Genomic DNA, 11,441 nt, shown 5'->3' with positions numbered 1-11,441 from the left:
ATGAAATCTACTTTGTAAAGGCGTCGGGTGCGGCCAGTACCCACCGGCGGTCGTCGGTGAGGAAGCGGTCCAGATGGAGACCGGACTCGGTGAGGGCGGCGCGGAGGTCGTCGTCGCTGAGCCGCCGGGACGTGAACGACACATGGAACACCGCATATTGCGACGCGCGGGGCGAACGTTCGTACCGGACAGGCCGGGTTCTGGCAGGCCAGGCGGTGGACGGTGAGCGCGATCAGGTGGGCGAAGAACATCATCCGGTGGCAGGCATCGCCTGCCACCGGATGCTGCGCACAGGGCACAAGGACCCTCGCGGCCGCGCAGGCCGCCGACGGCGATGCCCCAAAGGCCGGCCAGGTCGTGGCCGGCCGCTACTTAATCTACGTTGTAAAGGGCGCGGGTCTGAGCGCCCAGGCGATGCCGCCTACGTCCTCCTGGTGATACGGATCTTCGACTGCTTGTGCCGGAGCTGTTCCCAGTCGTCCATGAAGGTCGCGTCCAGGCTGTACCGGTCCGCCAGAGCCACGAGGGTCTCGGTGCGGTAGTAGAAGTCCTCGCGCAGCACGTGGTGCTCCTTGCCGTCGGCGCGGTCGAAGGTGAAGTCGAACCACCCGTCCGGCTTCATGACCCGGCTCACGTGGGCGAAGCACTCCTCGATGACGTTCAGTGGTGAGTGCGAGAAGACGCTGTGGGCGTGCACCACGTCGAAGTGGCCGTTGGGCAGGAACGCGAAGCGCAGATCGCGGACCGGGGTCAGGTGCGGCAGCTTGTCGCGCAGGCCGTTCGCGACGACCGTCTCCTGCGCGGAGAAGAGGATGTCGGGCGAGATGTCGAGGCCGTAGTAGTTGCCCGTGTCCAGGTAGTCGATGAACAGCCGGCCGGCCCGCAGATTGCCGCAGCCGATCTCCAGCATCGTGAAGCCGGGCTTGAGGCCGTGCTTCTTCAGATAATCGAACTGCATGCGCCCCAGCGCCAGCCAGCGCCTGTGCGTGTGGGAGCCGACCGCACCCTCGGGGCTGCAGGCGGCGTCGGACTTCATGACCGCCCGGTAGTAGGAGACGTGGTCGCGGTTGCGCAACCGCAGCCAGGTGTCGCGGGTCAGCCGGCGCAGATGCGGCAGGACCCGGTGCGGGTGCGTGAGCGCGTAACGGGCTTGGTAGGCCAGGCTGGAACGGTTGTGTTTCACGGTGGACCGCCAGAGGAGATTCCTAAAGAGCACTGGGAATCTAGGCGCCGCCGTACGCGCGCTCAATCACCGCCGCTTATGGGGCGGGCAAAATGAATGCGGTTCGCCTTACGGCATGCCGGCGATGGCGCATGCCCGGCACGGGGGGCGCCCGCAGATGCACTGCATGATGGCGTTGAGAACGTCGTGGTCGTGATACAGGCACTGATCGTTGCAGGTGTGGCGCGGAACGAATCCCGCCTGGATCTCGTCGGGCCACGGGTCTTCGCCTTCGCGGCAGCGGACGAACTGCTCGGGGTCTGCCGAGTGCAGCCCGTGCATGCGGTCCCTGGCCTGGGTCTCCAGGGTTCGCGTCTCCGCCACCATGGTCTTGAGCTGGGCGGCGAGGTCGACGTACCGGTCATCGCCGGTTCGTACGTGCGCGGCCCGCAGCGCCATCACCGCGTTGCCCAGGAATCGGCTGGCGTCCTGGAGGTCGGTGGTGTGGTGCAATTGGATGCCGGTCACGCTTCGGACCCACACGGCGTCGTTGTTCATTGATCAATCCTTCGGAGCGGCAGGCGCGCGCACCTGTGTGGAATTGCCCCGTTTCGGTAGACATGTCGGGGTTTGCGAATACACGTGATGATAGCCAGATTTTTGCGTATTTTTCGGGCTGGGCACCCTGGGTTGACTCTTGGCAGAGCGATGGCGGCGGTTGGACAACCCTGGGTAGGCGGGGGCAAAACGGCCTCTGGCCTGGGGTGGAAGGCGCGCTGGTCGATCGGATCGCACTCTGGCGCGGTAAACGACTCTTGGGGATAAATAGGGCAAGATATTAATCGCCGCAGGGGTTCGGCGGCGATGTGCCGTGGATCGCGGCCACCGCGCGATCGGTGTTCGTCCCCACACGCGTGGTGGCCGTTCTCGTTTTCAGGCGTCGCTCGATCAGGAAGATCACCCCTCAAGGCCGTCGCATGCGGTGGCGGTCAGCTCGTCACGGCGCACTGCCCGCGCTTCTTCCTGGCCGGTCCCTCGGCGTTCGGGGTTATGTCGAAGTCGAAGATCGCGGTGGGCAGGTAGAGCGAGCAGCAGGCGTTGGGAATGTCGACGATTCCGCTGACCCGTCCTTCGATCGGGGCCGAGCCGAGGATCAGGTAGGCCTGTTCGCCGGTGTAGCCCCACTTCTTGAGATACTCGACGGCATTGAGGCAGGCCCTGCGGTAGGCCACCGTCGCGTCGAGGTAGTAGTTGGTGTCGGTGTCGTGGTCGACCGAGATCCCGATGAACGAGAGGAACTCGGAGTAGCGCGGCTCGACGTTTCCGGGCTGGAAGACCGGATTGGTGGTGACACCGTACTTCTCCATGCCGCCCTTGATGAGGTCGACGTGGAAGTCGATGAAACCGCCCATCTCGATCGCGCCGCAGAAGGTGATCTCGCCGTCGCCCTGGCTGAAGTGCAGGTCGCCTCCGGATAGTTTCGCGTCCTTCACGAGGACCGGGTAGAAGACCCTGGCGCCGCGGGTGAAGTTCTTGATGTCGTGGTTGCCGCCGTTCTCCCGCGCCGGCACGGTACGCGCGCCCTCGGCGGCGACCCGCCGCGCCACCTCGCCGCTCGCCGTACCGGCGATGGCGTTGTCGGCCAGCGGTGGCAGGCCGAGCGGCGGGACCCGTCGCGGATCGGTGTCGATGAGCGCCTGCTCCCTGCGGTTCCAGGAGGCGAGCAGCTCGGCCGACGGCGCGGTGCCGAACAGCCCGGGGTGGGTGATGCCGGTGAACCGGACACCTGGCAGGTGACGGGATGTGGCCACCTGGCCGTGGAAATCCCAGATCGCCTTGTAGGCGTCGGGGAAGTAGTCGGTCAGGAATCCGCCGCCGTTCGCCTTGGCGAACACACCGGTGTACCCCCAGCCCTGTCCTGGTGCGTTCCCCACCTGCTGCGGAACCGCGCCGAGGTCCATGATGTCGACGATCAGGAGATCGCCCGGCTCGGCTCCGTCCACCCCGATGGGTCCGCTCAGCACGTGCGCGACGCTCAGGTCGACGTCCCGTACGTCGTTCGCGGAATCGTTGTTACCTATCTGGGCGTCGGTCCATTCCCGGCATTCGACTCGGAACTCATCTCCGGGGCGGACCATGTCGGCCACCGGAATATCTGGGTGCCATCGATTGTGTCCCGGAATTTTCTGGTCGCGCATGGACATCGATTGATCGATGCTGAATACGACGTTCGGCATGATGAATGCCTTTCTTTGGATACGGGTGCCGTCAGGGATGCGCGCATCGACCACCTCCTTGCAGACGTCGCGGGCCTTCTCGTCAGGTCCAGCGAGGGCGGTGCCTCCGGTCACCGGCGCCCATCGCCTCATCGCTCGAGCTCGGTGCCGCCGCGGCGGGTTCACGCCCTCGTGTCAGCGGCCACAGCCCGATGAAGACCACCACGCCGAACACGGCGAGGATGAAGGCGATGAGGTTCGTGTTCCGCCAGTACCCCGTCAGGATCATGAAGGCGGGGATCGCCGCCGTGACCCATCCCTGGATCGCCGTGACCCAGCCCGTGTACCTGGTGATCTGCTCGTGTTTCAAACCCAGCAGCACAAAGAAGAGGAACCACAGGAACCCCCAGTAGAGCCAGATGACCCCGAACGCCGGATCGCCCAGGAGCCGGAAGTTCGCGTACGCGTATCCCAGCGCCATGATGGCCACGAACAGGGAGAAGTAGCCGACTCCCGTGGAGTCGAAACCGCCCAGCAGGTTGATCCCGACGTACAGGTAGGTGAAACCGAACAGATAGATCCCGGACGCGCCGAGGATCTGGGCGGGGTTCCCGGGATTGGTGATGATCAGCACGGTGGGCGTGATCACCTGCAGGCCTCCGACGAAGAGGTTGAAGATGCCTGCCGCGCGTGGATCGATCTTCTTCAGCAGCATCATCCCGTTGATGAAGAGCACTGCGCCCACATAGAGAAGTCCGACGGCTCCCATGAGCCACGCACCTCCTGGTGTTGTGGTGCGGCGGCATCATTCACGCCGGACGCCCGTGTGACGGTCGCCGCGCCCGGATCGGCGGAGCCGCGTGTGTGATCGGTTCACACGCACGTGGCCGCGTTGGTTCTGTTGTTCAAGTCCGGGGCAGACGTGGCAGCGCCGGGTGCGGCGGCTGTTCGCGCCGCTTGGGAGGCGTGCTCGTGACAACCTCGGGTACTTCCCGGCTCCGCTCCTCGCGGGTGAGCGCGGCAGCGACCACCGAGGGCACCCGGCTGAGGTACGGCGAGGAGAAGACTCGATGCGATGGGCGGTGACATGCGGGGCATTCGTATGCCGCCGTGGCGCTCCCGATCGGTAGGTGCACGTCGAATCTTCCGCAATCGGGGCAGCGATACTCATACGTTGCCATAGGCGTCCCCTTCGCAGAGATCTACCTCGATCTACTCCGGCCTTTGGCGTCCCAGAATGTGCCGGCCCACGGCAATCTAGGCACACTTCAGACAACCTCTGGCGCCACCCCATGTCAAGGCCGTCAAATACTGTTGCAATTTCACCGGAAAACCGGCTCTGAGCGCAAAAGGGAGCAAGAATAGCAGGACGGTGCTCGCGGAGGCGATAAACGTGGTCAGACCTTTAACGTTGTGCCGCGCATAATTGCCGGAACGCCTGCGAGAATTTGCCGGACGTTTGGCCCGGCTATGCGGCGGGGACGGCCAGCACCCACCTGCGGTCGTCGGTGAGGAAGCGGTCCAGATGGAGACCGGACTCGGTGAGGGCCGCGCGGAGGTCGTCGTCGCTGAGCCGCCGGGACGTGAACGACTGTGTCCACACCCGATCCCCGTGCGCGTACCGCATGGTCGCGCTGAACAGCCCCGGCCCGACCTCCTCCCGCGCCACCAGCGTGATCGTGATGTCGCCGTCGGTCCTGCCCCTGCCGACCTGCTGCGCGTCGTGCGTCTCGGGCGGCGTCCACTCGATCAGCACCGCCCCGCCGGGTGCCACGTGCCGCGCGCAGGCCGACAGCAGCGCCCGCGCGCCGTCCTCGTCGGTCGTGTGCACCAGGAACGACGCCAGCATGACCGCGTCGAATCTCCGCTCCAGTCGCAGGTCCTGGATCCGGGACCGTACGGTCTGCGCGCCTGTTATGCGGGCCAGCATCTCCGCAGACTCGTTCACGGCCACCACCTCGAAGCCGTGCTCCAGCAGTGCGTGCGTGACCCGGCCGACGCCCGACCCCAGTTCCAGGACGGACCCGCCGGACGGTGTCACCTGTCCGACGATCTCCGCCTCCCCTCGGGGCCTTAACAACGTGTAGAACTCGACGGGGGAGCCGTCGGGGGTGATCGAGCCGGGTCCGGTGCCGGACTGGGGGGAGATCGTCATGTTTTCGAACCTAACTCCTGGAGAGGCCGCGCGGCCGTTCCACGAGCCCGTCCGGCGCGGAATAGTCGGTGCGGGCCGACATGGGAGGCGGGCGGCCGGGGGACGATGCTGCTGTGTCCCGTGAGGTGCGTCATCTGATCGGCGTCGTGGCGGGCCTGGCCGCGCTGCCCCTCGTGTACTACCTGACCGAGGCGGGGGCCAGGGCCCTGCGGGCGGCGTACGCCGCCTTCCGGCCCGCGCCGGTCGGCCTCGGCTACCTGACGGCCGTGGCGGCCATCGTGGTGCTGCTCGCCGCCTGGTCGTGGCTGTCGCCGCTGGCCGCGCTGGCCTGCGGGCTGCCGCTCACCGCCGTCGCCGCGCTGTTCGCCTTCGACCTCGACGTGGCGCTGGACCTGGCGGGCAGACTGCCGAGCTTCGCGGTGCCCGCCGGTGAGCCGCCGGGCACCCTGGCCGGCGTCACCGGCCTGTACGCCGTCATCGGCGTCCTGCTGGTGCTGTCGGCGCTGCTGCCGCGTACCCGGCGATCCGCCCCGACCGGATGACCGCCGCCACACAGGCGGCGATCTATCCTGGGCGGATGAGCGGACGGGACCCGGATCGGCGCAAGGCGCTGCTGGACGCGGCGGACCGGGTCATCCTGCGCGAGGGCCCCGAGGCGTCCATGGCCGCGATCGCCGCCGAGGCCGGCATCACCAAGCCGATCCTCTACCGCCACTTCGGCGACAAGAGCGGCCTCTACGAGGCGCTGGCCGACCGCCACGTGCGCACGGTCATCGCGCAGTTGCGCCCGGCCTTCACCGAGGTCGCGACCGACCTGCGCGGCCGGGCCAGGACGACGATCACCGTCTACCTGGACCTGATCTCGGCCAACCTCAACCTCTACCGGTTCCTGTTCCACCGGGCCAGCGCCGAGGACACCCGGATGCGCTCCCACATGACCGCGCTCGTGCGCAGTCTCGGCGAGGAGCTGGGCGGGGTGCTGGCCGCCGAGCGGGTGGTGCCGGAGCCGGTACGCGCCCAGGTGCTCGGCCACGCGTTCGTCGGCATGGTGCAGACCACGGGCGACTGGTGGCTGGAGCATCCCGAGGTGGATCGGGCGGAGGTCGTCGAGGGCCTGGTGGACGTGATCGTCGCGGCGGTCAGTCACCGAAGCGGGAAAGCCTCCCATGCCGCCGGGCGTAGTTGAGCGCCCACCCGAACACCCCCAGCGCCCCGGCCAGATAGACGGCGTTGAGCCCCATCGCCCACACCATCCGGTCCCACGGCAGCGCACCGCCCGCCATGACCGTCCGCATCCCCTCGAAGACATGCGAGGCGGGCAGGAACCACGCCACGGCCCGCACCGGCTCGGGCAGCACCGACAGCGGGTAGAAGATCCCGGCCAGCGGCTGGACGAAGAAGACCAACGACCAGGCGATGACCTGAGCGTTCTCCCCGAAGCGGAGCACCGCCGCGATGCCGATCAGCCCGAGCGACCAGCCGAGCAGGAGCAGGATGCCCATGAACGGCACCAGCCCCACGCCCAGGCTCGTCACCCCGAACCCGTAGAGCGCCAGCGCGAGCCCCGCCATCACGGCGACCGCGAACACCACCTTGCCCAGCGAGAACAGCATCAGCCCGATCAGGTATTCGACGCTGGACAGCGGGCTGACCTGCACGTTGAGCAGGTTGCGCGCCCAGATGTCCTCCAGGAAGGCCAGCGAGATCTCGTTGCTCGCCTTCTGCAGCACCTGCCAGAGCAGCACCGCGCCGATCAGGAACGCCACCACGAAAGGCACCTGCTGCGTCCTGAGGAACAGTGTGACGAACCCCCACAGCAGCAGCTCGATGGTCGGCCAGAACAGGATCTCGAACATCCTGATCGGGCTGCGCCGCAGGGCGGCGAAGTCACGCCGGATCACGCCGGAGATCCGGCTGCGCCGGGCGGCGAGGCTGAGCGGGGGCAGGGTGAGGGCCGTCATCCGCGGGCCACCTTCAGGAACACCTCTTCCAGGTCGTCGACCCCGTAGCGGCTGGCCAGCTCGCCGGCGGTGCCGGTGGCCACGATCCGGCCGCCGGCCATGAAGTGGATCCGGTCGCACATCCGCTCGACCTCGCGCATGTTGTGCGAGGTGATCAGCATGGCGCTGCCGCTCTCCTCGGCCACGCGCGACAGCAGGCCGCGGATCCGGTCGCCGACGTCGGGGTCGAGGTTGGCCGTGGGCTCGTCGAGCACCAGCAGCCGGGGCGCGTTGAGCAGAGCCTTGGCCAGCTGCACCCGGGTGCGCTGCCCGGAGGACAGATCCATCATCCGGCGCCCGCGCAGCGGCTCCAGCTCGAACAGCTCGACCATCTCGTCGACCCGTGCCGCCGGCCGCCGCAGCGCGTAGAGGCGGGCGAACGCGTCGAGCACCTCCCGCACCAGCAGCGGCCCGGGCAGGTCCACGTAACTGGCGGCGAAGTTGACCCGGCTCAGCACCTCGATCCGGTGCCGCGCCAGGTCCTGGCCGAACAGGCGGACGCTCCCCGAATCGGGCGTGATCAGGCCGAGCACCATGTGGAGTGTCGTCGACTTGCCCGCGCCGTTGAGCCCGAGCAGCCCGGTCACCTCTCCTTCGCCGACGGTGAGGCTCAGGTCACGGACCGCCGTCACGGGCCCGAACCGCTTGACCAGATGAGTCGCCTCCAGGATGGCCACCCGACCAGGGTGCGTTCGGTACACGGGCGCTCGCAACGGGTTTTCAGCCGAGCAGCCGCAGCAGGTCCCACTCGTTCTCGCACACCCGGCGCCCGATCGCGGCCAGCTCGACGGAACGCGCGCCGCCGCGCAGGTGGCGCATCGTCTGCATGACGCAGATGACGCCCCACTTGAGTACGCCGAACGTCTCCCACCAGCGCAGCGCGTCACGGTCGACGGGCTGCCCACCGGCCTTCTCGTACGCGGTGACCAGGTCGTCGTAGCCGCCGAACCCGCCGACCGGCAGCGGCGAGCCGAACCGCCACGCCTTCACGCACAGCCAGCCGAGGTCCTCGACCGGATCGCCCGCGTGGGCCAGCTCCCAGTCGAGCACCGCCCGGATGCCCTCGGGGCCGACGATCAGGTTGCCGTTGCGGAAGTCGCCGTGCACCACGCTCCGCCGCGCCCCCGGCGGCCGGGTCGCCGCCAGCCGCCGGAACGCCAGCTCGAACACGGGATGCGGCTCCCCGGCCTGATCGAGCACCTCCCGCCACTGCCGCAGCGGATCGTCCGCGGCGGGTGGCAGCGCGGACAGCGGCATCCGGTGGATCGCCGCGAGCGCCTCGCCGCACTGGGCGGCCAGCCGCGGCCGGGCGTCCGCGTACGCCTCGTCGCGCAGGATCCTGCGCGGGATCGTCTCACCCGCCACCCGGGTCATGAGGATGTACGACGGAGCGGCCGCCACGATCCGCGGCACGGGCACCCCGGCCCCGGCGGCGGCCCGCATCAGCGTGGCCTCGCTCGCCAGGCTGCCACCGGCCTCCAGGGCCGCGCCGGGGGAGTCGAGGCGCAGGATCAGCTCGTGCCGTTCGTCCCCGTCGAGCACGTCGAGCGCCCACGTCTCGCGCGAGGCCCCGCCGGGGAGCCGCGCGCTGAAGGGCACCGACGCGCCGGGCCCGAAGACCTCACCGACGATCGAGTGGACCGCTCGCGTCATCGCAGCCCGAACTCCCAGTTCCCGCCGGCCGCGTAGGTGCCGAGTATCCGCCGTCCCACGGAGTCGATGTGCACCTCGTCCGGTCCGTCGTAGATCCGCCCGGCCCTGGCGTGCCGGTACATCCGGTCCAGCGGGGTGTCCGACGTCAGCCCCGCCGCGCCGTACACCTGAATGGCCCGGTCGATCACGTTGTGCAGCATGCGCGAGCCCACCACCTTGACCGCGCCGATCTCGACCCTGGCGTCGGAGCCGGAGTCGATGGCCCGCGCGGCGTCGAGCGTGAGCAGCCGCGCGGCCTGGATCTCGGCGTAGGAGTCGAACACGTGCTGCCGCATGAGCTGTTTGGCCGCCAGCGGCTCACCGAACGCGGTCCGCTCGTGCATCCGGCGGCACATCAGGTCGAAGGCCCGCTGCGCCTGGCCGAGCCAGCGCATGCAGTGGAAGATCCGCCCGGGGCCCAGGCGCTTCTGCGCGATGACGAACCCGTGGCCGCGCCGCCCCAGGAGGTTCGAGGCGGGCACCCGGACGTTGTCGTAGCGGACCTCGCAGTGCGCCCCGTCCAGCCCCAGCACCGGCGTCTCACGGATGATGTCGTAGCCCGGCGTGTCGGTCGGCACCAGGATCATGGAGAAGGCCAGGTGCGGCGCCGCGCCGTCCTCGGTCCGGCACATCACGGTGGTGTACGCGGCCCGGGACGCGCCGGTCGTGAACCACTTGTGCCCGTTGATCACCCATTCGTCCCCGTCGAGAACGGCGGCCGTCCTGATCTGCGTCGGGTCGCTGCTCGACACGGAGGGCTCGGTCATCGCGAAGCTCGGCGAGATGTCGCCCCGCACCAGCGGATCCAGGTAGCGTTCGCGCTGCTCGGCGGAGGCGTGCTCGTACAGCATCAGCGAGTCCTGCAGCGTGTACGTGCCCAGCGCGATCTGCCCGAACTCGCTACGCCCCTGCACCTCGTTGACGTACACGTAGTCGAGGAAGGGCAGCCCGCCCCCGCCCAGCTCGCGCGGGTGGCCGAGCGCCCACAAGCCCTCCTTCTTGGCCTCGGCGCGCAGCTCGTCGAGCGCCGCCCCGGCCGCGGGCCCGCCCTGGTGGAGCACGTTCTCGGCGGGCTCGACCCGCTCGGTCATGAAGGCGTGTACGGCATCGCGGATGGGACGAACGCTGTCAGGGACGGCGAAGCTCATGACAGGATCTCAACCGATAATCGTTGCCCGGTCAACGGATTCGGTCGCGTTCAGCACACGCCGGGCAACTTGCACACCTTGGCCGCCATCTTCCTGGCCTGCTTGGTCAGGCCGCCGGGGAAGTAGTCTCCCTCGTCGGTCGTGTAGATCATCAGTGCGCTGCCCTTGCGCGCGACGAGACCGGTGCCCTTCGGGTCCTCGTAGCCGTCCTGCCGGGTCTGGTACCCCATGCCCAGGGCCTCATCGCCCACCTTGACCTTGTTCGTCCGCCACTGGATCGAGAGTTCGCGCGACGACGGGTCGCGCTTGCGCCCGCATCGCTTCACCTCGGCGCGCAGACGAGTGAGCGCGGCGTGGGCGGCGCGTGGGCTCTTGTAGACGATGAGCTGTTCGGAGGAGTAGCTGGGGGCGCTGGTCCCGAGCGTGATCGTGCGGGCCGCCAGCCGGCCGCCATCGACGGCGCGCCGGTGCTCACACGGGTTCAGCTCCAACGGCGTGGTGAGTTTGTCGCTGATCTCGTAACTCAGTTCAGCGGCATCGGTGGAGCTCAGAGGCGTGCGCGCGGCGCGCTCCATGAGCAGGAAGTTCTTCGGAATCTCGGTCACTGTCGCCGGGGACAGGGCCAGCGTCAGGGAGAGGGCCACATGGATCATGAAGGGTTGGACGCGGGCAGGGGCGACATAGTTCGCGACTGGCCCGTCCCTGAATCGGGACGTCATCTACAAAAGCTATACAAAACGGACTAACAGGAATAATCTCGACACGCCTCAGTCGGGGGCCCTGAGGCACCAAAGCCCGCACGCGATGACGCCCCGGTCTCATCAGAGGCCGGGGCGCCGGTACAGGTGAACCGTTTTCGACCTGGCCGAGCGGACACCGCGGGTCACCCGGAACAAGCACCGGCACCCGCGAGCCGCCGCACCCCCTCGACGCGGCGGCCACCGCGCCGCACCCCTACACGGCGGCCACCGCGCCGCACCTCGCCGTGCGTTCACTGCGCAACCGCCGCCCGGGGTTTCCGATCTTCCGGGCGGCCTACGTGGCACGTGGGATCCTGAGAAATCCGCC

Annotated in this window: 14 protein-coding genes; 2 read left to right on the top strand and 12 right to left on the bottom strand. The window is 68.5% G+C overall.

Annotation, left to right across the window (positions count from 1 at the left end):
* Positions 1-7: 7 nt before the first annotated feature.
* The 7 genes from AB0F17_RS01435 to AB0F17_RS01405 form a co-directional block, all read right to left on the bottom strand.
* Positions 8-142, bottom strand: a complete 135-nt coding sequence (locus AB0F17_RS01435) for a hypothetical protein (protein WP_358014340.1) — start codon at positions 140-142, stop codon at positions 8-10.
* Positions 143-421: 279 nt separating this feature from the next.
* Positions 422-1,183, bottom strand: coding sequence for a class I SAM-dependent methyltransferase (locus tag AB0F17_RS01430; protein WP_358014337.1), 762 nt, complete (start codon positions 1,181-1,183; stop codon positions 422-424).
* A gap of 108 nt (positions 1,184-1,291) precedes the next feature.
* Positions 1,292-1,720, bottom strand: a complete 429-nt coding sequence (locus AB0F17_RS01425; protein WP_358014334.1) for a hypothetical protein — start codon at positions 1,718-1,720, stop codon at positions 1,292-1,294.
* Between the two features lie 431 nt (positions 1,721-2,151).
* Entirely contained in the window at positions 2,152-3,399 is a 1,248-nt protein-coding gene (gene fmdA / locus AB0F17_RS01420; RefSeq protein ID WP_358014331.1) for a formamidase, read from the bottom strand.
* Positions 3,400-3,481: 82 nt separating this feature from the next.
* Positions 3,482-4,147, bottom strand: a complete 666-nt coding sequence (locus tag AB0F17_RS01415) for an AmiS/UreI family transporter (RefSeq protein ID WP_358014328.1) — start codon at positions 4,145-4,147, stop codon at positions 3,482-3,484.
* A gap of 136 nt (positions 4,148-4,283) precedes the next feature.
* On the bottom strand, positions 4,284-4,559 hold the full coding sequence (locus AB0F17_RS01410; RefSeq protein ID WP_358014325.1) for a zinc ribbon domain-containing protein: 276 nt from the start codon (positions 4,557-4,559) through the stop codon (positions 4,284-4,286).
* Positions 4,560-4,846: 287 nt separating this feature from the next.
* Positions 4,847-5,533 (bottom strand): class I SAM-dependent methyltransferase, encoded by a 687-nt coding sequence (locus tag AB0F17_RS01405; protein ID WP_358014322.1) that lies wholly within the window; start codon positions 5,531-5,533, stop codon positions 4,847-4,849.
* A gap of 113 nt (positions 5,534-5,646) precedes the next feature.
* Here AB0F17_RS01405 and AB0F17_RS01400 point away from each other — a divergent pair, with 113 nt between their 5' ends.
* Positions 5,647-6,075 carry a hypothetical protein gene (locus tag AB0F17_RS01400; protein WP_358014319.1) on the top strand — a complete coding sequence of 143 codons (429 nt, stop codon included), beginning with the start codon at positions 5,647-5,649 and terminating at the stop codon, positions 6,073-6,075.
* Between the two features lie 35 nt (positions 6,076-6,110).
* Positions 6,111-6,719 (top strand): TetR family transcriptional regulator, encoded by a 609-nt coding sequence (locus AB0F17_RS01395; protein ID WP_358014316.1) that lies wholly within the window; start codon positions 6,111-6,113, stop codon positions 6,717-6,719.
* Here AB0F17_RS01395 and AB0F17_RS01390 read toward each other — a convergent pair.
* The 5 genes from AB0F17_RS01390 to AB0F17_RS01370 are packed head-to-tail and all read right to left on the bottom strand — an operon-like array spanning position 6,673 to position 11,092.
* Entirely contained in the window at positions 6,673-7,494 is an 822-nt protein-coding gene (locus AB0F17_RS01390; RefSeq protein ID WP_358014313.1) for an ABC transporter permease, read from the bottom strand. The two genes, AB0F17_RS01395 and AB0F17_RS01390, sit on opposite strands and share 47 nt — an antisense overlap.
* The gene (locus tag AB0F17_RS01385) at positions 7,491-8,210 is read right to left on the bottom strand and encodes an ABC transporter ATP-binding protein (RefSeq protein WP_358014310.1); all 720 of its coding nucleotides are present in this window, start codon (positions 8,208-8,210) and stop codon (positions 7,491-7,493) included. The genes AB0F17_RS01390 and AB0F17_RS01385 overlap by 4 nt, the downstream gene beginning before the upstream one ends.
* Positions 8,211-8,253: 43 nt before the next feature.
* A complete protein-coding gene (locus AB0F17_RS01380; protein ID WP_358014307.1) occupies positions 8,254-9,186 on the bottom strand; it encodes a phosphotransferase family protein in 933 nt (310 codons plus the stop codon).
* Positions 9,183-10,373, bottom strand: a complete 1,191-nt coding sequence (locus AB0F17_RS01375) for an acyl-CoA dehydrogenase family protein (RefSeq protein WP_358014304.1) — start codon at positions 10,371-10,373, stop codon at positions 9,183-9,185. Before AB0F17_RS01375 ends, AB0F17_RS01380 begins: the two co-directional genes overlap by 4 nt.
* Before the next feature lie 50 nt (positions 10,374-10,423).
* Positions 10,424-11,092 (bottom strand): hypothetical protein, encoded by a 669-nt coding sequence (locus tag AB0F17_RS01370; RefSeq protein ID WP_358014301.1) that lies wholly within the window; start codon positions 11,090-11,092, stop codon positions 10,424-10,426.
* Between the last annotated feature and the right edge of the window lie 349 nt (positions 11,093-11,441).

Origin of the sequence: Nonomuraea sp. NPDC026600, from assembly GCF_040638335.1 — a bacterium.
Classification (GTDB): domain Bacteria; phylum Actinomycetota; class Actinomycetes; order Streptosporangiales; family Streptosporangiaceae; genus Nonomuraea.
Note: the sequence above shows the minus strand (reverse complement) of the source record. Positions and strands in the feature narration are given on the sequence as shown.